The following is a 20,837-nucleotide window of genomic DNA, read 5'->3' on the forward strand; positions in this document are numbered from 1 at the left end:
AGACGCGCTTCTCAAAAGCCCGTGACTTGCGAACGCACTCACGGGCTTTTTTACGCGCACTTCGTTTATGCTGTTGCCTGATACTGACGCTCACCGATAACGATAAAACCACACCATGAATTTCGATTCCGCACCCATCGCCGCCATCGCCACCGCACCCGGTCGCGGCGGCATTGGCGTTGTCCGCATCTCGGGCAAAAATGTTGCCGCCATCATCGATGCCGTTTGCGCCACCAAAGGCAAATCGTTGCAGCCGCGTCATGCGACCTATCTGGATTTTGTCCACGCCGATGGCAGCGTGATCGATCAGGGTCTGGCGATTCATTTCAAGGCACCGCATTCCTACACGGGTGAGGATGTGCTGGAGTTGCAAGGACATGGCGGTCCGGTCGTGCTGCAAATGCTGCTGGCGCGCTGTTTGGAAGCCGGTGCCGGTATCGGTTTGCGTCTGGCGCAACCGGGCGAATTCACACATCGCGCCTTCCTGAATGACAAGCTTGATCTGGCACAGGCTGAAGCGGTTGCCGATCTGATCGAAGCATCGACCGAAGCCGCAGCACGCTCGGCCTCGCAATCGCTGTCGGGTGCGTTCTCGCATGCGGTACAGGACCTCGTCGACAAGATCACCAATCTGCGCATGCTGGTCGAAGCCACGCTGGATTTTCCGGAAGAGGAAATTGATTTTCTGGAGCAGTCGGATGCACGTGGTCAGCTCACACGCATTCGCGCAGCACTGCAACAAGTATTCCGTCAGGCCGCGCAAGGCGCCTTGCTGCGCGAGGGATTGAATATCGTGCTGGCCGGTCAGCCGAACGTCGGCAAATCATCACTGCTCAACGCACTGGCCGGTAACGACGTTGCGATCGTCACGCCGATTGCCGGCACTACACGCGACAAGGTGATCGAGACCATTCAGATCGAAGGCATCCCGATCAACATCATCGACACCGCCGGCATTCGCACCGAAGCGCAAGCCAGCGATGAAGTCGAACGCATCGGCATCGAACGCACCTGGGCGGCAGTGCAAAAAGCCGATGTCATTGTCCATATGCTAGATGCTGCGCGCGGCCCGACCAGGGAAGATGAGGAAATCACCGCGCGCTTCCCGAGCGGCATTCCCGTTATCCGCATCTGGAACAAGATCGATCTGTCAGGCCACAAACCCTCCGTCGATCAACTGCCGGATGCAACACACATCTATCTGTCCGCATCGGAACTGGCAGGCATGGATCTACTACGCAATGAGTTGCTGCGCCTAATCGGCTGGCAGCAAACCAGCGAGTCGCTTTATCTCGCACGCGAACGTCATCTGGTTGCGCTGAAAGCGGCAGAAGAACATCTCGATATCGCCGCCCAGCACGCTGCGCACGATAGCGAAGTGAGCGATCCGGCGCTCGATCTGTTTGCTGAAGAATTGCGACTGGCGCAGGATCGCCTGTCGAGTATTACTGGCGAGTTCACACCGGATGATTTGCTGGGGGTGATCTTCAGTCGATTCTGCATCGGAAAATGATGCGCTTAAAAAAGGCGACGATATCGTCGCCTTTTTGTTATTTGCCTTTGGCAGGGGGATTATTTCCTCTGCCGCCACCGGACGGATTGCCGGTTTTGCTCGGGCCATTTGCCGGCGTATTATTTCCAAACGTCATATTTTCTCCTTTCAAAAGCGAGGCACGCCTGTTCGCTTCGTTTCACTACAAAGAAGGACGACGATAGCCACCACGCACACCGTCCTTGGACAGCACCAGTTGCCATAACTGGATATCCCGCGCGCGAAACGCACCGGCACACGACAGCAGGTAGTACTTCCACATCCGGTAAAAGCGTTCGCCCAGTTGCTCCGCAAACGCAGGCCACGCACGATCAAAATTTGCAAACCAGGCCATCAGCGTCTTGTCGTAATCGCTGCCAAAGTTGTGCAGGTCTTCCACCACAAACAGATTTTCGGCCGCATCACCAATCTGGCCAATCGATGGCAGATCGCCATTTGGGAAAATGTATTTGTCGATCCACGGATCAGGCGGCGTGCGGCGCGAGTTCTTGCCAATCGTGTGCAGCAGGAACAACCCGCCCTGATCGAGCGAACGGTGCGCGACTTCCATATAGGTGCGGAAGTTTTTATGACCGACGTGTTCGAACATGCCAAGGCTGGCAACCGCATCGAAGCGCTCGTCAAGTTCACGATAGTCTTGCAGGCGGAAATCGATCGGCAGATGCGCATAACGCTGCGCTGCGAAGGCAATCTGTTCCTTGGAAATGCTGACGCCCACACCTTCGACGCCATATTTTTCGGCAGCAAAGGCAAGCAGGCTTCCCCAGCCGCAACCAATATCCAGCAAGCGCATGCCGGTCTGCAGTTGCAGTTTGCGACACACCATATCGAGCTTGGCTTCCTGCGCCTGCTCCAGATTGGTGGCATGTTCCCAGTATGCGCAGGTGTACGTCATCCGTGAGTCCAGCATTTGCGCATAAAAATCGTTGCCGAGGTCGTAATGCACTTCACCGACTTTCTTGGCGCGCTCAATGTTTTGCAGATTGAACAGCTTGGCCATCAGCACATGACCGAGCAGGCGCAAAGGCCGGATGTTATCGGTCAGTCGTGTGCCAAGCAGACGTGCAAAAAATTCATCCAGCCGCTCGGCATCCCAGTCGCCGTCCATATAGGCCTCGCCCAGGCCGAGGTTGGCCTGCGCCATGCCGCGCTGCAACACATCCGGCGCATGCAATTGCATATCCCACGGATTACTGCCATTGACTTCGATGGCGGCCTGCCGCAACAGCTTGATGGCCGCGTCGTGCACGCTGTTGTGCTCGGGCGTGATGAGAGGGTCGGGAGAAGAGAACGTATTTGTATGCATAAGGCCTTCACTCAAGAGAACCGTGTGCGACAAGAACCGTTACTACCTGTTGGTCAGCGAAGCGCTTTTCAAGTTAGCCGCTGAATGGAAGCTTGGGAAATTGATAATTTCCATCACCTTGATAGTCGCTGAATTGCCTAAGGTCAAGGCAGATTCTTTCAACTGACGGCCCCAAGCGGGCTGGCACGCTTTGCGGAGAGGGGTGCTTTTGAGCGACAATAGCCGACATGCTTTTCTCACAATAACATTTATGCATGCCGCGTCGCACGCGGTGCATAGCACTTTTGCCAAGAGTCCATGACCACTTCCTCCAAGATCATCTATACCCTGACCGACGAAGCGCCTGCGCTGGCAACCTACTCGCTGCTGCCTATCGTCGATGCCTTTGCGCGTTCGTCCGGCATCGCGGTCGAAACCCGCGATATTTCGCTGGCTGGCCGCATCATCGCCGCCTTCCCGGAGTTTCTGGAAGAAGGCCAGAAAATCGGCCCGGCACTGGCCGAACTGGGGGAACTGGCAACCAAACCCGAAGCCAACATCATCAAACTGCCGAACATCAGCGCTTCGGTGCCGCAACTGAAAGCCGCAATCAAGGAATTGCAGGAGCAGGGTTACAAGCTGCCCTCGTATCCGGACGAAGCCAGGACCGACCAGGAAAAAGACATCAAGGCCCGCTACGACAAGATCAAGGGCAGTGCGGTCAATCCTGTTCTGCGCGAAGGCAACTCGGATCGTCGCGCGCCATTGTCGGTCAAGAACTACGCACGCAAACATCCGCACAAGATGGGCGCGTGGAGCGCCGATTCCAAATCGCATGTCGCCCACATGGATAAGGGTGATTTTTACGGCAGCGAAAAATCTGCACTGATTGCCGAAGCCGGCAACGTCAAGATCGAACTGGTCGGCAAGGATGGCACCACCACGGTCCTGAAAGAGAAGACTGCCGTGAAAGCAGGTGAAGTCATCGATGCCGCCGTGTTGAGCCGCAAGGCATTGCGCGACTTCATCGAAGCACAAGTCAACGATGCACGGGTACAAGGCGTCTTGTTCTCGGTGCATTTGAAAGCCACGATGATGAAGGTCTCCGACCCGATTCTGTTTGGTAATGTCGTGTCGGTGTTCTATAAGGATGTGTTGAGCAAGCATGCCGAGGTGCTCAAGCAGATCGGTTTTGATCCCAACAATGGCATTGGCGATCTGTATGCACGCATCAAGACCTTGCCTGCGGATCAGCAAGCGGCGATCGAAGCCGATATTCAAGCTGCTTACACTTCGCGCGCGCAACTGGCGATGGTCAATTCCGATAAAGGCATCACCAATCTGCACGTCCCAAGCGATGTGATCGTCGATGCATCGATGCCGGCGATGATTCGTGATTCGGGCCGCATGTGGAATGCCGAAGGCAAACTGCAGGATACCAAGGCTGTGATCCCTGATCGTTGCTACGCCGCGATCTATCAGGCCGTGATCGATGACTGCAAAAAGAACGGTGCATTCGATCCGGTGACGATGGGCACCGTGCCCAACGTCGGTCTGATGGCGCAAGCTGCCGAAGAATACGGCTCGCACGACAAAACGTTCCAGATTCAGGCGGATGGCGTGGTGCGCGTCAGCGATGCCAGCGGCAAGGTGCTGCTCGAGCAGAATGTCGAAGTAGGCGATCTGTTCCGTATGTGCCAGACCAAAGATGCGTCGATTCAGGACTGGGTCAAGCTCGCCGTCAATCGCGCACGCGCCAGCAACACGCCCGCTGTCTTCTGGCTCGACAAAAACCGCGCGCATGATGCGCAACTGATCGCCAAGGTCGAGTGCTATCTGAAGGATCACGATACGAACGGTCTGGATCTGCGCATCCTTGCACCGGTCGATGCAATCAAGTTTTCGCTCGAACGCATCCGCAAGGGTCAGGACACGATCTCGGTCACCGGCAATGTACTGCGTGATTATCTGACCGATCTGTTCCCGATCATGGAGCTGGGCACCAGTGCCAAGATGCTGTCCATCGTGCCGTTGATGGCAGGTGGCGGACTGTTTGAAACCGGTGCCGGCGGTTCTGCACCGAAGCACGTGCAACAGTTTGTGGAAGAAGACTTTTTGCGCTGGGATTCGCTCGGTGAATTCATGGCACTGGCAGCTTCGCTCGAACATCTGGGCGATGTGACGGGTAACAAGAAAGCGCTGGTGCTGGCCAAGGCACTGGACAACGCGACCGGCAAGTTCCTTGATACCGACAAGTCGCCAGCACGTGCGGTTGGCGGACTCGATAACCGAGGCAGTCACTTCTATCTGGCCTTGTACTGGGCGCAGGCACTGGCCGCGCAAACAGAGGATACGGAACTGGCCTCACAGTTTGCCGCACCGGCCAAGGCACTGACTGATAACGAAGCCACCATCGTTGCGGAGTTGAAGGCAGCGCAAGGCAAACCGGTTGATATCGGCGGCTACTATCATCCGGATACCGCCAAGACCAGCGCTGCCATGCGGCCAAGCAAAACGCTGAACCAGATTCTGGACAGCATCGCCTGATCAGCATCCTTTCGCTATCTCGGACAACCGACTCCATCGGGGTCAGTTGTCCGCGTCCCTCCACCAGGGCGTAAACGTCTCGATCTTGTCCAGTTGCAATGGCTCGCCAACACGGGGCGTACTCAACGCAATGTTCCTTTCTGCCGCACCAGCAAACACCCGCTCCAACGGCTCACGCCACGGATGAAATGCCAGGGGGAAGGTGCTGTTATGAATTGGCATCATCCATTTGCCGCCCAGATCCTGATGCGCCTGCAAGACCTGTTCTGGCAGCATGTGCACCCCGGCCCACATCGGATCGTAGGCGCCGGCCTCCAGCATGGTCAGATCAAACGGGCCAAAGCGCTCACCGATTTCCCTGAAACCATCGAAGTAACCCGTATCACCGCTGAAGAACAGTTTGTACTGCGGCGTTGCAATTACCCACGACGCCCAGAGTGTTGCATTACCCGAAAACAGACTGCGGCCAGAGAAATGCTGCGCCGGTGTTGCCGTGACCGTGATGCCGTCTTCATTCAGCGACTGCCACCAGTCGAGCTGCCGTACCTTGTTTGCCGGCACACCCCATTCGATCAACAGATCGCCTACCCCTAGGGCCGTGACAAACTGACGGGTACGTTCGGCCAGGGCCAGCACGCTCGCCTTGTCGAGATGATCGTAATGGTCATGCGAGATGATGACGACATCCAGCGGCGGCATGTCGGCCAGATCAATCGGCGGCCGGTGGAAACGTTTGGGTCCCATCCACTGCACCGGCGACGCACGCTCGGAGAAAACCGGATCGGTCAGCCAGAACCTGCCGTCGAACTTCATCAGGATGGTGGAATGCCCGAGGCGCCAGATCGTACCGCTGTCCGCATCACGCCATTGCTGGGGCACAATGGGGACCACATCAAGTGGCGCACTGGGTTCGGTTCCTTCATTCTTGCCAAACAAAAAACGCCACCAGAGTCCGGGGGTTTCCTGCCAGGTCGGACGTTTGCCGTCTTTGACATTGCGGAATTTGCCGTTCTGAAACTGTGGAGAAGCGGTGTAATCGATCGTCGCGGAAGCGTTCATGGTCAGAAAGAAAGCCACGACAAGCGCAATGCCCGTCGTGATTACAAGAAATTTGCGCATGTGAGGCAGTATCAAAGTGAAAACAACATCACTGCAGAGTCCTGTAACTGAGGGCGGTTCCCGGGACATCAATCAGCAATGCAAAAATTCTAATTGCCGATGATTGAGCGCACTTGCCTCATCCTCGCGTTTTCTTGCCCATTTCTGCACAAGGTGGCGCACATGCGCATCTGACAAGGTTTTCCGCGCACGCGCGCAAGCAGCATTGATGGCAGTTGAGTACAATCTGCTCTTCAACATTTTGTTCCAATCAGACATGATCAAATGGACACTGATCACGCTGTTTCTTGCCAGCGTGATGTACACCCACTACCGCGGCAAGGTACGCCACAAATGGCTACGCCAGTCGACCGACCACTCGACTTTCATGGCGCCGATCAACGCGTTCATGACACTGTTTTCAAGCCTGCCGGACCGTCCTTACCACGACGTCAACAGCTATCCTGAACTCAAAACACTGGCCGACAACTGGGAAATCATTCGTGACGAAGCACTCGCGTTGCAGAGCGAAGGGGCAATCAAGGCATCCGAAAAGATGGATGATGCCGGCTTCAACTCCTTCTTCCGTCGTGGCTGGACACGCTTTTATCTCAAATGGTACGGCGATAGCCATCCGTCGGCTGTCCAACGCTGCCCACGCACCACCGCGATTCTGGATTCGATTCCCAGCGTCAAGGCCGCCATGTTCGCGCAATTGCCACCGGGCGCCGATCTGGGCAAGCATCGCGACCCCTACGCCGGCTCGCTGCGCTATCACCTCGGGCTGGTGACGCCAAATGACGATCGCTGCTTTATCAACGTGGATGGCATCGATTACAGCTGGCGCGATGGCGAAGCCGTGATCTTTGACGAAACCTACATCCACTGGGCTGCCAACAATAGCGACAAGAATCGCATCATCCTGTTTTGCGATCTCGAACGAAAAATGAAATGGGGCTGGGCACAAGCCGTCAATCACTGGTTCAGCAATACCGTGATGTCGGCAACGGCAGCACCCAACGACATGCAGGACAAGACTGGTGGCGTCAATCGCGCCTTCAAAAACATCTACCAGATCCGCGCCAACGGCAAAAAGCTCAAGGCCTACAACAAGCCGCTTTACTATCTGGTGAAATGGGGCATTCTGCTCGGCATCGTCGCTGCCATCCTCATGATCTGATCAGGCAGAGATGCGCAACACATGGTTGCGTCATCAGCATTTCGTTAAAAGAGCCCGCTACTTGCGGGCTCTTTTTTTCGACTGTCGCATACAACCGACAATCTCCTCTTTTCTGACAACAAGATGGGGAGGGTTCTGATATCCGCCCGGCGTCGGTTTGCCTAACATTCTGATCATCGGCACACCGCCCACGACATACAGATTTGAACCGGAGAAATCCCATGCGCAAATTTTCAACTATCGGCCTGATCTCTGCCGCCGCCGCGGTAAGTTTTCTGTGCGCAGCGGCCGTGCACAGCGACGATCTGCCAGGACACAAAACAATTATTGTCGCGGAATCGCGCTAAGTCGCGTCGCGCAGGGCAAAACGGGAGGAGGGGAGTCAGCACCTGAACAAGCTGACCTGAGAAGCAAAAACGGCCTGATGATTCAGGCCGTTTTTATTTGTCACGATGCGGCAAGCATCAGTGCGGGACAGGAATCTGTTCTCGCTGATTCCATGCAGTCACAGCGTTCTGTGCGTTCTTTTGCTCACTTTCGCCACTGAAGTGGGCGGTGTTGTGATGCAGCGCGCATTCATTATTCATGCAATGCACGTAGCTGTAAGGCAATTCTGATTCGAGATAATGGGCTTGCTTCAGTTCTGCCTTGCCACCGCAGAATGGACATGCTTTCAATGCTTTTTCCATTGTTTTCTCCTCATTTTGTTTGCTTACGCTTCTGGATGAAGTCCTTTGTTGGATCACCTGCAGACGCCAGAGTTCTGTCGTTTCCTCCCGAATAATTTTTTTCCAGTCGCGGATGGACTGTCTGATTTTGATTCTAGTACAAAATCAAATGAAATGATTCAGATGATTTTTTTACCGTCTTTCATTGCTTGCAAGCCGAACGACTCTCAAACCATGGCTGGAACCGCAAGCGCCGGCCATCCACTTGCAGATCGTTGAATTCAGGCGGTATCACCTGATAGCGGCCATCTTGCAAAGACTGCAGCGTGTCTTCACACCCGTAGCCAATCTCTACCATGCCGACAGAGCGCCAGAGTCCGCTTTTCTCTTTCTTGAACAGGAATAGACGGGAGACGTTCTTTTCCCCCTCCACCAGAATTTCCGCAACGCCATCCGCGTCCATGTCAATCAGATGCGCAACACATTGCGCATTGGCGTACCGCAGGCAATCCGGCACCAGGTAGGCATTGCCGCTGGTATCCCAGTTCGATCCGAGAAAATCCGCCGGCAAATTCTGGCCGGAAGGCAATACACGGATATTGCGTGACCGTGATTGATCGTCGGCAAGTCGTCGATTGTCTGTGCGATCCCATTTGTTGGTTTTGGCAAGCGCAGCTTCCGCGCCGTGACGTAGCAGCTCTGCATCAGCGCCTTGCGTGCGTGACTTGAGCTCTTGTAGCGCAGCATTTCCATAACGCACGCCTTCAAAGCGCAGATAGTGAAAATCGAAATCTGCAACCGGTGTCTTGCCGGCATCCAGCCGTGCCATCTGACTGTGAACGGACAAGCGTGCCGGATCGGCAATCGGCGAGAACAATGCAAACAGCAGGAACACGACGATAAAGGCAGCGATGATATTCGTATGGGCAATTCGTGACAGCCACTGCCCTCGCTCACACGCCGCCCACAGATAGCCGATCGCATAGCATGTACCGACCATCAGGCAGGCCACCGCCTTGATACGATCCACGGTCCATCCATACTGCTGCACACGCAAGCTGACCGCATGGATTGCGATCACCATCAGCGGCAACAGGGCGACGCAGGCAAGACGTGCACCCATTTTCAGTACGCGTGCCGTTTCCGGCGCAACGCGCCCGTTCTGGAAGGCAGCGTTGATCAATACGACCAGCAAAGCTGTCGCACCCAGTAGCACCGAGCTGGCGTGCCGTGTCGCCCATAACGGCTCCAATCCTGCAAAGGGCAAAGACATCAGAAATCCGCCAACGATCAGTACACTGATCGGCAACAGCCAGGACATTAATGTCAGCAATAATCCGCGAATGCCTTGCACAATACGTGGCCGCACATCCGTGACATGCAAGGCCGTCGAAAACGCAAACGTCAGCATCGGAATCACAAACCATGGCTGATCCAGCAGGCTGCGCAGAAAAGACAGCTTGACCAGCATGAAGAGCGATGCCCCCAGCCAGAGAATCAGCCAAAGCACACCAACAAACAGAAGCGAGAACATGACTTGTATCGCCAGCTTCCAGGCGACTTCAAAATAAGTGTAATAACGCGCAATGCGCTTTGCGTCTTCCGCAGCAGCCATGACCAGCGCATGTGCAATAAAGAGTCCGCCTGCCGTCAGAACAATCAGCAAGCCTGACAGTACAAACTTGCTTGGATTGCTGGTATCGGTCAACCCGTTGCCAACATAATCCATGCGCCAGGCATCGTGCAGCCCCAGCGCAATACAAATCACTGTCGCGGCCAATATCCATTTCCACAAACGACTGCGATCCAGATGGCCGATCGCGGAAGTAAACAAGATGGGAACGAACAACAGGCACAATGCGAGCGGCGCCGAGAAATAGGCATTGGTCACCGGCCAGATCGCATGCTTGGTTGCGTAGTACATCGCATACAGCAAGACGCCCTGCAACAATCCCGTCAGCAATCGCACACGTGCGACTTGCCCGGTTACGAGAGATTTAGGCACGCTGCTTTCAGCATCGGTTGCTATCTGCATGAAGTTTTCCCTGAAGTATCCGACGTCCGGCGCATTGCATATACGTCATACGGCGGTCACATTGATCTTCTAGACTGTCGCAAAACGACGAATCATGGAGTTTGCCCGTCACCGGTAACGGTCGACGGGCTTTTTTTTGCACACGTCCTTGCATGCAAAACGGCCGCTTGCGCGGCCGTCTGTTGACGGGAAATGGTTTCAGGTCGTTTCAAACACGCCTTCCACACGATTCTTCCGTACGTTGTCCCACGTGAAGATCTTGGCATTCATGGCGATGTACACGCCATGCGGTAACGCTTGTGCAATGCCGCAGGCAAATCCGAAATTGAACAGCGCATCGGAATGCTGCACCTCATAAGGAATCATCGCGCCAGTCAGCACAATCGTTTTGCGTAATTGGGCAGCACCCAGCACTGCCGCGGTTTCCTTCATCGTGTCGGTGCCGTGCACGACCACAATGCTCTTTTCATCGGCACGCAAGCATGAGGCAGAGATGCGCTGCCGATCGGCGTCGTGCATATCCAGCGAATCGAGGAAAGGCAGTTGCTCCAGCTGGATCGGCACCGTAATACGCGCGCGTCGAATGATCTCTGGCAAGTGACCATTGCCGAACGTCAGCTTGCCTGACAATTCATCATAATGTTTGTCGAAGGTGCCACCTGTCGCAATGATACGCAGAGCCATGAGATCACACGTTGGAGTGAAGATTGAATTGTTACATCATAGCGCGAGTTTATGGCACGCGAAAGAAACCTTTACTTATCAGCACATAAGCAGAACAGCATAAGAAAGCGGCTGCAGAACATTTGTCCTGCAGCCGCTGTGTTTGTTCCCTGCCTTGACCTCTTCAGCAGATTCAGGCCGCCATTTTCATGGATGCATCGATCGGAATTTCTTCATTGTTCAATACTGCAAACAAATGATCGATGTTGACTGCCTGGATCAGCAGCTCACCGCGATTGGCCTGAATGACGTGGGTGACCAGCATGCCGGTGTCGGGCGCAGCAAGTGGCGTTGGCGTGATCTGCGATGCCTGGAATTCCGGCACGCCATGCAACTCGCTCACCAGCAAACCGATGCTCTTGTTGCCGCGCTTGACGATCACCACCTGGCTGGCACTGTTGATCTCGGACTCGTAGCCACGCATCAGATGGCCCAGATCGAAGACCCAGACGAAGCGCTTGCCTTCGTCTTCGTGACGCAATGCCATGATACCGATGCGTTCCGGACGACTGCCCATCGACATTGGCGAAACTTCTGATGCCGGCAAGGCTTCGGAAACATATTCGGCTTCCAGTGCGAACAGCGAACCATCGACGAAGAAGGTCGCAAATTCGCGTCCCGGTGGCGCGCCAAGATCCACCTCGAGCGTGGTGTTGACGGCCTTGCTGTTGGCCGATTGCTGGCGTTCTTCACCAAACTGCTTGTAGACCACGGCAATCACATCTTCCACGTAGCCATCCGACGTCTTGAATTCGCGGTAACCATGCGAAACCGTTGCACCCAGTGTCGCGTAATGCCCGTCGTGAATCACGATGCGCGATGCGCTTTCGCCATTCTTCATGGCCAGCAGTGCCGGATCGATCTCGAGAACATCACCGACCGGACGCGTTGCATCCGTGCTGGAGATAATGCGGCCCGTGCGATCAACAAACAGGGCGCTCACATCCGATTTGTCGCCGATCGCGCCTTTGAGCATGGCGGCAAACTCAGGCTCGGAATCGAACACGATGCCGATACCGCCAACGATGCGCATCTCGTTATCCGGATGACGGATCGCCGCGTGATACACGTATGTCGGACGATTGCCATACAGCGTTGTCGGCTCGAATGGGGTGACGGTGTACTGCTGATCATTGGACAAGCCCCGTACACGCATCAGCGTTTCTTCATCGATCATCGAACCCACCACATCCAGACCATCTTCCTTGAAGTCGGTACTGGCGATAATCACACCATCGTCGTCATAGATGAAGATGCGGGTGTAGACGGTGTAGAGCGAATTGATATAACCGAGGATTTCGTTCAGACGTGCCAGCGTCTCCGGCGATTTGTGCGGATCGGCCAGCGCGCTTTGCAGTTCCGGCGTCAGCGCCCACCAGCGGCAATCATCCGAGCGCTCGTACAAGTTGCGATCCAGCAGATCGACCATCAGGTGTGAAACAAATTCGGCATCACTCAGATTGGCCGACAATACCGTTTCGTACAGATCACGGATCGACTGCGCAAACAGTTCATTGCTCCGAGCGCCGGTTTCACTGATCTGTTCCAGAATCGTCTTGAGTTTGAGCAGCTCGCCGTTCTGGCCAGCCGTCATGACCTGACCGTTCCAGACCACGCGACGAATGGTTTCTGCCGCTTGCATGATTTCAAACAGCGGCGGGCAGAATGACTGTGCATGCGACAACAGGCCTTCAGCCGTTCTCTCATCGAGCTTGGTCAGCGCATTCGATATCTTGCCTGAGAATCCCAGTTCAACCGGAATCATGACCTGACCCTGCCACCCGGTTGGCCCCGGATAGCCCTGGTAACCTGCCGAGGAGAAGGTGCGCACCAGATACTCACGACCGCCATAGACCATCAGTTGCGGGCTGGCGGCACGATTGACCGGCACCGCGGCACCTGGTGGAATCCAGAGCGGGTCCGCACTGGCGATCACACGATTGCGGCCATCCAGCAGCAGCATGTTGGAGCGCAAGGCCGGATCCCGATGCGACTGGAAAATACCGGCCATCTCGTGCTCAAAGTTGAAGCACAGGCACAGCACACCGACCACGGCATTGGTATCCGGATGATGCATGCGGCGTGAATAGATCAGCGCCTCCTTCTTGCCCGGACGTAAATCCGTCGCGCGGAAGGTTTCGACATAGGTATCGGATGCCAGCGTCTCTGCCAGCAGCGAGTCGGTCGTACCTTCGATCGGCGTTGACTCATCAATCTGCACCAGCACGTTCCCGGCCGTATCAAGCAGAATGATTTCGTCGTAAACCGTGTACTTGTTGCGATAGGCGCGCAGACGCGCACGAATCATGTCGTCGTTTTCATGCAGACCGGCGACAAAGGTACACAACTCCTTATCCGTCGCCAGAAAGCCGACATCGGCCGTTCGTTCGAACAGGTTACGCACGACGATATCGATGACGTACTGTGCCTTGGTACCGATTTCGTCGAGTACACTGCCGACTTTTTCGCTGACCAGACTGGTCACCAGTTCTTCTTCCAGCCGGTTGAAGCCGGCGCGCGTGGCGGCCATGGTCGGCAGGATGGCCTTGGCTTCGACCGGGCAGTTCATCTTGGCGGAGGCTTCGATCATCCGCCACATGGTGTTGAGTTCCCGCAAGGACTGTTCGCAACGGCTGACGTCGCGCATATACGGTAAGAAGGTATCGATTTGGAGGTCGGTATGATTGGTCATGGCGTTTTCTCCAAGAGGGTTATTTTGGTGCAGCGTGGCATTTGTCTTGGAAGTGCAGCATCGTAAACCACGCGTCGCTTACAGTAGGAATTAGCAAGGAACAGGCCATTGATTTCCTTATGGAAATATCAATTTCTGTCGTAAAAAGACACACTTAGCCTGTTTTCTGTAACCTTCTTGCGTTGTTTTGGTTTGCCCATGCACACTCAGATTTTTAGCGCACCAAATTAGGGCGAGCGATTTCAGCCTTGCAACCGGCAACGACAAATCGCTTACACTATCAGTCGCTTTGCATTCCCCATTTGTTGATTCATGAAACCGATTGCTCCCGGCACCGTCATCTTTCATCGCCATCGCGGTTATGGCGTAATTACGGCCGTCAATTTGCTGACCGGGTGGATTTCCGCACGGTTTGGTAACGAGATGCGGGCGCTGGATCTGAATCTGTCAACGGATGAAGTGCAGCATGCCGATGGTGAACCGATTCTGTTTCGCCGCACGCCACCCGATCCGATGCCGCATGCGCGACTGATGGGAATGGTGCGGCAACTGCATCGCGCCGGCTATCAGCGCCTGTATCTGTACAGCTGGCCCAAACCGTCCGGTCTGCACTGGCGCTGGCACTTGTTTGCCGGTCCGCGCAACTGGATGGAACGTCCGTGGCGCGAAGGCTGGTATGGCTCGGGAGCCGATTACATCTTCAATCCGGTGATGGGTTGGGGCGATTCGCCCGGTGAAACAACCGAAGAGCTGGCCAGCACACTGGCGCAGTTTGATCCGACGGGACTGGCACAAGCACTCGGTCGTGATGAGGATCACACGCTATGGTTTGAAACGGTGTGTGAGGCACTGCTGCCCGATTACACTTTCTCGCTGGGCTGGGACAAGCACGACGGACCGATTCCCGATTCGCTGCCCATCATTCCGATCCGGCGCGGCGTACCGCCTTATGCAGGACCACCCTTGCCATGGCCGCCAGGCTGGGCAAAATTATGGGTTGCCACCCATCTGGCTTCGACCACGGCTACGCTGCTGCCGAAGACAAAAACGGATGCTAAAAAAGGTCCGGCTGGCGCCCCATCCGACGCCGTGCGTTGAACGTCGCGACCGTTTCCTCACGCGGACCAGGAATCAGAGTGATCGCATCGTTGGCGGCCACACGACCTTCCTGCAATACCTTCAGATAAAAACCCGTATAGCCACTGTGCAGCATCAGCTTGGCAGCCTTGCCAAAACCCATGCGTATGGTGAACTTGAAGCAGGGCTCACGCGGCTCGGTGACTTCCAGCAGCGCCTCTCCAATCTGCAGGCGATCACCAATCCAGACCTGATCTTCCAGCAAACCCGCAATCGTCAGGTTTTCTGCGAATGCACCATGCGGCATGACATCATCGCGTTGCAGATGCATGCGGCGCTGTTCCTGCCAGTAGGGATAATGCTCCACGGGATAGGCATAAACCGCCTTGTCGATGCCGCCATGTACATCACGATTGGCCTGCTCGTCCCCAGTCAGCCCGGTACGCGTAATCTGTACTGCACCGGCAACGGCACGCTTGTCGTATGCGCTCGGGATACGACGAAAACCTTCCTCTGTGTCATTGACCAGCAAACTGCCGACAGTCGCCACATTCACACTGAGTAACCGGATCGTCATGGCTTCAGCACATTCTTTGGTGAGCCTGCCGTGTAATCGAGAATGTTCTGGAAGGCGCTACGGAAGTACAGCTCATAGCTATCCTTTTCCACATAACCCAGATGCGGTGTCGCAATCACGTTTTCCATCCGCAGCAACGGGGAGGCGGGCAATAAAGGCTCGCTCTCGAATACATCGAGCGCAGCAAAGCCCGGATGTCCATTCTGCAAGGCAGACACCAGCGCATCCGGCGCAACCAGCTCGGCACGACTGGTGTTGACAAAGATGGCATCGGCTTTCATGCGCGCCAGATCCTCTGCCGTGACGATGCCGCGCGTATGGTCATTCAGACGCAGATGCAGACTCAGGACGCCTGCTTCTGCGAAGAATGCTTCGCGCGAGTCGGCAACGCGCATGCCGTCCTGTACGGCAGCGGCCTGACTGCTTTCACTGCCCCAGATCAACACATCCATACCGAATGCCTTGCCGTACGCGGCGACCTGCCGGCCGATGCGCCCGTACCCCCAGATTGCCAGCGTGCGCCCCTTGAGGCTGCGCCCCAGAGTATTCTTCTCCCATGACATGGATGCGGTCTGCCACAGGCCATCCTTCAGATTGTTGATGTAATGCGGCAGCTTGCGCATGGCACTCATGATCAGTGCCCAGGTCAGTTCGGCCGGTGCGGTAGGATCACCCACGCCTTCGGTAATCGTGATGCCACATTCGGCCGCGGTCACCAGATCGATGTGGCCGGACACCTTGCCGGTCTGGGCGATCAGTTTGAGATTCGGCAAACGGGTAAGCAGGGCACGTGCAAGCGGTGTACGTTCACGAATCAGTACCAGTGCATCGAACGGTGCAAGGCGAATGGCCAGTTGTCCGGCACCGCGCGCACTATTGGTAAAGACTTTGACCTCATGCCCGTCGAGCATGGAGAAACAATCAAGTCGACGCACGACATCCTGATAGTCGTCGAGAATCGCAATCTTCATCTACCACTCCGCTGCATTGTCATTGTTGGAAAGAGGTGATTTGTCGGTGACAAACCAGCCTGCATTATCCGCCAGACGCAGCGAACGTGTATGCGCCTTATCAGGCCTGCATGGTTGAAGAGGAAAGCGACGCGTCACCCTGGGTTGCAGCACGTACTTCCTGCCGTGCTGCAACGCGTGCACGAATGCGCTCCCACAATTTGTCGTGCAAGGGCAACAAGGCGACATTGCAGATTGGCTCCACCACGGCCGCCACCCCACCCAATGCGAGCGAACCGGTGAAGGCGTACATCACGGCAAACGCCACACCCATATGCATGCCAACCTGACTGACTGTTCTTGCTGCGGTAACCATAATGACTGCTCCTTGATTTTGCGAAGTCCAATGAGTCAAAGAATAATCATTCTCATTTGTTGCGGCTAATTGATTTATTCAAAAATAAGCATAGAGCCTTGCTATGCGCGGGCGTAGAATCAATCCAAAAGGCTTACAACCGAGACACCATCGTGCAGCATCGTTTCCTCGCTCCCCTCATCGTTCCGTGGCGCTTTATGCGTCATTCGGCACATCTGCTGTGGGCGATGCAAACCCGCGAGCGACTTCGCCTGTGGCGCGAGATGCACGAGGTGCGTGGATTGTTGCCCTTGCTGATGAAACAGCGCAATGGCTATCGCTGGACCGAACTTGATCGTCGCCGTATCCGTGTACACGTGCGCAAGCTGGTGGAGCTGAGTCCTTACATGGTCCTGTTTGTTGCACCGGGTGGCTTCTTCATGCTGCCGCTGTTGGTGTGGTGGCTGGATCGGCGTCATCCTGCACATTTGCAGGTGCTTGCCGCACCTGCCGTCACGTTGACGACCGCCGGGGAAGATGCGCCTGCGCAGACTGTGGAGGCGGTTGTGGTGATCATGCCCGCCACGCAAGCGGAAAAATCTTGAGCGCGCGCAGCGCACGCCCGTTCAATCCGGTTTGATAACCGCTAAGCCCCCGCGCGTTTTTCGCGCAGACGGATCAATCCTTCCTGCGTGATCGTGGCGACCAGCGTGCCATCCTGGGTATAGACGTGTGCGATGCACAAGCCTCGTCCCCCAGAGGCATTCGGACTTTCAATTGAAAACAGCAACCAGTCATCCATGCGGAACGGACGATGAAACCAGATCGTGTGATCGAGGCTGGCGATCTGCAGGCGCGGATCGGTGATGCGAACATCATGCGGCTGCAGCGCTGTCCACAGCAATCCGTAATCCGACGTATAGGCAAACAGGCTTTCGTGCAACAGAGGCGCATCGTCATCAATCTGCGGCGCACGCGTCCAGACTTGCTTCAAGGCCGGATTGCCATTCGCACTCTTTGCCACCGCGTCGCGATCGATCCGAAAGTCAACCGGTGCGGGGTTGAACGGACTACCCGTTTTGATGCTGCTGTCATGCCATTGCGCGAGCGTGGACGGCACGGTATGCGGATCATGACGGGGCGGCGCTGCCTTCTGATGTGACAAGCCATCTTCTGTCGTCTGGAACGAGGCCGACATCACAAACATGCGACGTCCTTCCTGCGTTGCGACCACGCGTCGGGTACTGAAGGTGCCGCCATCACGCACGCGCTCGACTTCGTATTCGATCGGCAAGCGATGATCCCCCGGCAAAATGAACAACGCATGCAGGGAATGCGGACGACGTTCCGGCACCGTCAATCCGGCCGCATACAGCGCCTGTCCCAAGGCTTGCCCGCCAAAGACGTTCGGGCTGCCCATGAAGTGACTTTGCCCGATAAAGCGATCGGGGGCGATCTGCTCAATCTTCAGCAGATGCAGAACTTCCTGTGTGTTGTAGAGGGCAGTCGACATGATGGAAGGCAAAAGCGAGGTCGTGATCAGGCATGCCAGACATCGGCGACGATTTCATACGAACGCACGCGTGCACCGTGATCGTAAATCATGGTGTTGATGATGATCTCGTCGGCCTGTGTGGTTTCAAGGAAGGTCTGTAAGCCGGAACGAACAATATCCTTGTCGCCAATGATGGACGCCCGCAGCATCGATTCCACCGAAATTTGCTCATGCGGCAACCAGTGGTTTTCCATCGTGCGGATCGGTGGCGGCAATTTGCCTGGCGTGCCACGTACCAGACTCAGATGCATCTGCTGCTGTGACGTCGCCAGATATTGCGCCTGCTCTTCGCTTTCTGCGGCGAACACATTGACGCCGACCATCGCATATGGTTTGTCGAGCACGGCCGAAGGCTGGAAAGTATGGCGATACAACTGCAAGGCAGTCAGCATGTAATCCGGCGCAAACTGACCAGCAAACGCAAACGGCAAACCCAGATGACCGGCCAATTGCGCGCTATAGCCGCTGGAGCCAAGCAGCCAGATCGGAATATTCAAGCCTTCTCCCGGCACGGCACGCACCTGTGCATGCGCCGCCGCCGGTTGCAGGAACGCACGCAATTCGTTGAGCTGGCGTGGAAACTCGCTACCGTCATCGCCAATATCACGTCGCAAGGCACGCGCGGTCGCCTGATTGGAGCCGGGTGCTCGTCCCAGACCTAGATCAATCCGTCCCGGGTAGAGCGATTCCAGCGTACCGAATTGTTCGGCAATCAGCATGGGCGGATGATTGGGCAGCATGATGCCGCCCGAACCAACGCGGATGGTCGAGGTACCGCCTGCCACATAACCGATCACGACCGAGGTTGCAGCGCTGGCAATACCGGGCATGCTGTGATGCTCGGCCAGCCAGAAGCGGTTATAGCCAAGCCGCTCGACGTTCTGTGCCAGATCAAGCGAACGATGGAAGGCATCGGCCGGCGTGCCGTCCACCAGAATCGGAGCCAGATCCAGAACCGACAACGGAATATCTTTGAGTTGTTTCATCGCAGCGATGGCGGCCTGTGATTGACGTTGGATGGACGTTGTCACATGCACGCGGGATTAGTCATACATGTTGTCAAGCATAGCGTGAAACCCGACTTCCGGCAGGACGCCATCAGATTGCTACGACCGAGCCGCAACGCCCCCGCCTTCTTGCATCATGCGAATGCGCTGCTATGTTGGAAATAGCACGGTTGAGCACACGTATCGCTCACTACAATCGCTGCACGCACTCACACGATGGAGGTCGCCATGACGCTCGTCCGCATTCTGCTTGCCCCATTTCTTTTGCTCATCATTCTCAGCGGCTGTGACAAACCGCAGGCGCCGCCTGCGCCGAAACTCGATACCGTCATGCCCGCACCGGACAGCACGCAACCGACGATGCAGTCAACCTCGCCAAACCAGCGCTAGATCCGACACGACCAGCAGGCAACAAAGCAAAAACAACAGGAGAGCAAGACCATGGAGGGATGGTGGCTGGAAGTGCTGCAAACCATACGCGCAGAGTTTTCCGATATCAGCGATGCCTCGCAAGTCACGCGCGTCTGTGTCCGCATGAGCGTTGCCGTGCTGCTCGGAGGCCTGCTTGGCTACGAACGTGAATCACGCGGCATTTCTGCCGGCTTGCGCACCCATATGCTGGTTGCCCTGGGCTCTGCATTGTTCGTGCTTGTTCCGCTGGAAGCCGGTATCCAGCCAGCCGATCTGAGCCGCGTATTGCAGGGCGTGATTGCCGGCATCGGCTTTCTCGGTGCAGGCGCCATCATCAAACTCAATCAGGCGCAGGAAATCAAGGGACTGACAACCGCAGCCAGCATCTGGATGACAGCTGCCATCGGCATCGCGGCTGGCATGGGACGGGAATCGACCGCTATTCTGAGCACGCTATTTGCGCTGTTCATCCTGGCCGTACTTCGTCAGATCGAGAGCAGACACAAGAAGGATCTGGCCGGCTAAGTCGGCAACAGAGAGGAAAAGAGGAGGGAACGTGTCTTGCCGCCGCTGGCGGCAAGACAATGTGCGCCGGCAAGGGCCGACGCGGCGACCTGATCAGGCCGACTGACGTGCTTGCGACGCTGGCACCTTGGCCATCAGAAATGCCTGGATTTCAGGGCTTTTCGCGTAGTCTGCCGGTTCATCCTTGTAGGTTTCCACATAGGCTTTTTCAGCAACACTACGTTCCACACCGTTTTGCACCAGTGCTTCGATCCAGCGATTTTTCCAGTATTTCGAGCTCATTACTTCTTCTTCCTTTTCAAGATGACGAGACGTCATGTGCAACCACCATCGCCGGAATGCGTGCTTTGATCGGCTAAGCGATTGATAACAAATTAGAAAACCTATTTTTATCCGGCGAAAATTATAACGTGCAATGAGCGGACGAGGCCAGAGTTAAGCGTATCGGCCTTTAAGACTGATGCCTGGATTAAACAGATGTGTTGCAAGAGTTATATGTTTGCGGGAAATGAAAGCGTGTTTGTCACGCAAGATCATTGCCCACTGCGCAGGCGCATCTTGAATGCCGTGCCTTTGCCGACTTCACGTATTACATTGCAC

Annotated in this window: 21 protein-coding genes; 8 read left to right on the top strand and 13 right to left on the bottom strand. The window is 55.8% G+C overall.

The features are described from left to right. Positions 1–115 precede the first annotated feature (115 nt). The gene (gene mnmE / locus IEV29_RS09120) at positions 116–1,513 is read left to right on the top strand and encodes a tRNA uridine-5-carboxymethylaminomethyl(34) synthesis GTPase MnmE (RefSeq protein WP_188380873.1); all 1,398 of its coding nucleotides are present in this window, start codon (positions 116–118) and stop codon (positions 1,511–1,513) included. A 181-nt stretch (positions 1,514–1,694) separates the two neighbouring features. On the opposite strand, the gene cfa is transcribed toward mnmE, so the two are convergent. Continuing rightward, positions 1,695–2,858 (bottom strand): cyclopropane fatty acyl phospholipid synthase, encoded by a 1,164-nt coding sequence (gene cfa, locus IEV29_RS09125; RefSeq protein WP_188380874.1) that lies wholly within the window; start codon positions 2,856–2,858, stop codon positions 1,695–1,697. Between the two features lie 297 nt (positions 2,859–3,155). Between cfa and IEV29_RS09130 the strand changes: the two genes are divergently transcribed. Beyond that, on the top strand, positions 3,156–5,384 hold the full coding sequence (locus IEV29_RS09130) for an NADP-dependent isocitrate dehydrogenase (protein WP_188380875.1): 2,229 nt from the start codon (positions 3,156–3,158) through the stop codon (positions 5,382–5,384). Between the two features lie 42 nt (positions 5,385–5,426). Here the strand turns inward: IEV29_RS09130 and IEV29_RS09135 are convergent, their stop codons facing one another. After that, positions 5,427–6,503 carry an MBL fold metallo-hydrolase gene (locus IEV29_RS09135; RefSeq protein WP_188380876.1) on the bottom strand — a complete coding sequence of 359 codons (1,077 nt, stop codon included), beginning with the start codon at positions 6,501–6,503 and terminating at the stop codon, positions 5,427–5,429. A 72-nt stretch (positions 6,504–6,575) separates the two neighbouring features. Beyond that, complete coding sequence (locus IEV29_RS09140) at positions 6,576–6,761, bottom strand: hypothetical protein (protein WP_188380877.1); 186 nt, start codon at positions 6,759–6,761, stop codon at positions 6,576–6,578. Position 6,762: 1 nt separating this feature from the next. Here IEV29_RS09140 and lpxO point away from each other — a divergent pair, with 1 nt between their 5' ends. Together lpxO and IEV29_RS16285 are read left to right on the top strand one after the other, a co-directional pair. Continuing rightward, positions 6,763–7,662: a lipid A hydroxylase LpxO gene (gene lpxO / locus IEV29_RS09145; protein ID WP_229726338.1), complete on the top strand. Its 900-nt coding sequence runs from the start codon at positions 6,763–6,765 to the stop codon at positions 7,660–7,662. A 221-nt stretch (positions 7,663–7,883) separates the two neighbouring features. After that, positions 7,884–8,009 (top strand): hypothetical protein, encoded by a 126-nt coding sequence (locus IEV29_RS16285; RefSeq protein WP_268234297.1) that lies wholly within the window; start codon positions 7,884–7,886, stop codon positions 8,007–8,009. 117 nt (positions 8,010–8,126) lie between these two features. Here the strand turns inward: IEV29_RS16285 and IEV29_RS09150 are convergent, their stop codons facing one another. The 4 genes from IEV29_RS09150 to IEV29_RS09165 form a co-directional block, all read right to left on the bottom strand. Beyond that, positions 8,127–8,351, bottom strand: coding sequence for a Lar family restriction alleviation protein (locus tag IEV29_RS09150; protein ID WP_188380879.1), 225 nt, complete (start codon positions 8,349–8,351; stop codon positions 8,127–8,129). A 181-nt stretch (positions 8,352–8,532) separates the two neighbouring features. Beyond that, positions 8,533–10,365, bottom strand: coding sequence for a DUF4153 domain-containing protein (locus IEV29_RS09155; RefSeq protein WP_188380880.1), 1,833 nt, complete (start codon positions 10,363–10,365; stop codon positions 8,533–8,535). Between the two features lie 198 nt (positions 10,366–10,563). Continuing rightward, positions 10,564–11,049, bottom strand: coding sequence for an asparaginase domain-containing protein (locus tag IEV29_RS09160; protein ID WP_188380881.1), 486 nt, complete (start codon positions 11,047–11,049; stop codon positions 10,564–10,566). A 172-nt stretch (positions 11,050–11,221) separates the two neighbouring features. Beyond that, positions 11,222–13,780, bottom strand: coding sequence for a chemotaxis protein CheW (locus IEV29_RS09165; protein WP_188380882.1), 2,559 nt, complete (start codon positions 13,778–13,780; stop codon positions 11,222–11,224). 312 nt (positions 13,781–14,092) lie between these two features. Between IEV29_RS09165 and IEV29_RS09170 the strand changes: the two genes are divergently transcribed. Beyond that, a complete protein-coding gene (locus tag IEV29_RS09170) occupies positions 14,093–14,878 on the top strand; it encodes an L-asparaginase (protein ID WP_188380883.1) in 786 nt (261 codons plus the stop codon). Here the strand turns inward: IEV29_RS09170 and IEV29_RS09175 are convergent. The 3 genes from IEV29_RS09175 to IEV29_RS09185 form a co-directional block, all read right to left on the bottom strand. Next, positions 14,835–15,434 carry an MOSC domain-containing protein gene (locus tag IEV29_RS09175; protein WP_188380884.1) on the bottom strand — a complete coding sequence of 200 codons (600 nt, stop codon included), beginning with the start codon at positions 15,432–15,434 and terminating at the stop codon, positions 14,835–14,837. The genes IEV29_RS09170 and IEV29_RS09175 overlap by 44 nt on opposite strands. Beyond that, on the bottom strand, positions 15,431–16,405 hold the full coding sequence (locus tag IEV29_RS09180) for a D-2-hydroxyacid dehydrogenase family protein (RefSeq protein ID WP_188380885.1): 975 nt from the start codon (positions 16,403–16,405) through the stop codon (positions 15,431–15,433). The genes IEV29_RS09175 and IEV29_RS09180 overlap by 4 nt, the downstream gene beginning before the upstream one ends. A 100-nt stretch (positions 16,406–16,505) precedes the next feature. After that, the gene (locus tag IEV29_RS09185) at positions 16,506–16,760 is read right to left on the bottom strand and encodes a DUF2061 domain-containing protein (protein ID WP_188380886.1); all 255 of its coding nucleotides are present in this window, start codon (positions 16,758–16,760) and stop codon (positions 16,506–16,508) included. 152 nt (positions 16,761–16,912) lie between these two features. Between IEV29_RS09185 and IEV29_RS09190 the strand changes: the two genes are divergently transcribed. After that, complete coding sequence (locus IEV29_RS09190; RefSeq protein WP_188380887.1) at positions 16,913–17,344, top strand: hypothetical protein; 432 nt, start codon at positions 16,913–16,915, stop codon at positions 17,342–17,344. 41 nt (positions 17,345–17,385) lie between these two features. Here the strand turns inward: IEV29_RS09190 and IEV29_RS09195 are convergent, their stop codons facing one another. Beyond that, complete coding sequence (locus IEV29_RS09195; protein ID WP_229726298.1) at positions 17,386–18,252, bottom strand: acyl-CoA thioesterase; 867 nt, start codon at positions 18,250–18,252, stop codon at positions 17,386–17,388. Between the two features lie 26 nt (positions 18,253–18,278). Further along, positions 18,279–19,280, bottom strand: coding sequence for an LLM class flavin-dependent oxidoreductase (locus IEV29_RS09200; RefSeq protein WP_188380888.1), 1,002 nt, complete (start codon positions 19,278–19,280; stop codon positions 18,279–18,281). A 249-nt stretch (positions 19,281–19,529) separates the two neighbouring features. On the opposite strand from IEV29_RS09200, the gene IEV29_RS09205 reads away from it, so the two are divergent. Together IEV29_RS09205 and IEV29_RS09210 are read left to right on the top strand one after the other, a co-directional pair. After that, complete coding sequence (locus IEV29_RS09205; protein ID WP_188380889.1) at positions 19,530–19,691, top strand: hypothetical protein; 162 nt, start codon at positions 19,530–19,532, stop codon at positions 19,689–19,691. A 51-nt stretch (positions 19,692–19,742) separates the two neighbouring features. Next, positions 19,743–20,237 carry an MgtC/SapB family protein gene (locus IEV29_RS09210; protein WP_188380890.1) on the top strand — a complete coding sequence of 165 codons (495 nt, stop codon included), beginning with the start codon at positions 19,743–19,745 and terminating at the stop codon, positions 20,235–20,237. Between the two features lie 93 nt (positions 20,238–20,330). Here the strand turns inward: IEV29_RS09210 and IEV29_RS09215 are convergent, their stop codons facing one another. Beyond that, entirely contained in the window at positions 20,331–20,555 is a 225-nt protein-coding gene (locus IEV29_RS09215) for a hypothetical protein (protein ID WP_188380891.1), read from the bottom strand. Positions 20,556–20,837 lie beyond the last annotated feature (282 nt).

The organism is Oxalicibacterium faecigallinarum, from assembly GCF_014635705.1.
GTDB lineage: Bacteria > Pseudomonadota > Gammaproteobacteria > Burkholderiales > Burkholderiaceae_D > Oxalicibacterium > Oxalicibacterium faecigallinarum.

Coding starts and splice junctions, on each gene's coding strand:
- IEV29_RS09160 (WP_188380881.1), bottom strand. CDS start 11,049: ATGGCTCTGCGTATCATTGCGACAGGTGGCACCTTCGACAAACATTAT.
- IEV29_RS16285 (WP_268234297.1), top strand. CDS start 7,884: ATGCGCAAATTTTCAACTATCGGCCTGATCTCTGCCGCCGCCGCGGTA.
- IEV29_RS09130 (WP_188380875.1), top strand. CDS start 3,156: ATGACCACTTCCTCCAAGATCATCTATACCCTGACCGACGAAGCGCCT.
- IEV29_RS09140 (WP_188380877.1), bottom strand. CDS start 6,761: ATGTCTGATTGGAACAAAATGTTGAAGAGCAGATTGTACTCAACTGCC.
- IEV29_RS09135 (WP_188380876.1), bottom strand. CDS start 6,503: ATGCGCAAATTTCTTGTAATCACGACGGGCATTGCGCTTGTCGTGGCT.
- cfa (WP_188380874.1), bottom strand. CDS start 2,858: ATGCATACAAATACGTTCTCTTCTCCCGACCCTCTCATCACGCCCGAG.
- IEV29_RS09165 (WP_188380882.1), bottom strand. CDS start 13,780: ATGACCAATCATACCGACCTCCAAATCGATACCTTCTTACCGTATATG.
- IEV29_RS09205 (WP_188380889.1), top strand. CDS start 19,530: ATGACGCTCGTCCGCATTCTGCTTGCCCCATTTCTTTTGCTCATCATT.
- IEV29_RS09180 (WP_188380885.1), bottom strand. CDS start 16,405: ATGAAGATTGCGATTCTCGACGACTATCAGGATGTCGTGCGTCGACTT.
- IEV29_RS09150 (WP_188380879.1), bottom strand. CDS start 8,351: ATGGAAAAAGCATTGAAAGCATGTCCATTCTGCGGTGGCAAGGCAGAA.
- mnmE (WP_188380873.1), top strand. CDS start 116: ATGAATTTCGATTCCGCACCCATCGCCGCCATCGCCACCGCACCCGGT.
- IEV29_RS09210 (WP_188380890.1), top strand. CDS start 19,743: ATGGAGGGATGGTGGCTGGAAGTGCTGCAAACCATACGCGCAGAGTTT.
- IEV29_RS09215 (WP_188380891.1), bottom strand. CDS start 20,555: ATGACGTCTCGTCATCTTGAAAAGGAAGAAGAAGTAATGAGCTCGAAA.
- IEV29_RS09195 (WP_229726298.1), bottom strand. CDS start 18,252: ATGTCGACTGCCCTCTACAACACACAGGAAGTTCTGCATCTGCTGAAG.
- IEV29_RS09175 (WP_188380884.1), bottom strand. CDS start 15,434: ATGACGATCCGGTTACTCAGTGTGAATGTGGCGACTGTCGGCAGTTTG.
- IEV29_RS09185 (WP_188380886.1), bottom strand. CDS start 16,760: ATGGTTACCGCAGCAAGAACAGTCAGTCAGGTTGGCATGCATATGGGT.
- IEV29_RS09155 (WP_188380880.1), bottom strand. CDS start 10,365: ATGCAGATAGCAACCGATGCTGAAAGCAGCGTGCCTAAATCTCTCGTA.
- IEV29_RS09170 (WP_188380883.1), top strand. CDS start 14,093: ATGAAACCGATTGCTCCCGGCACCGTCATCTTTCATCGCCATCGCGGT.
- IEV29_RS09200 (WP_188380888.1), bottom strand. CDS start 19,280: ATGAAACAACTCAAAGATATTCCGTTGTCGGTTCTGGATCTGGCTCCG.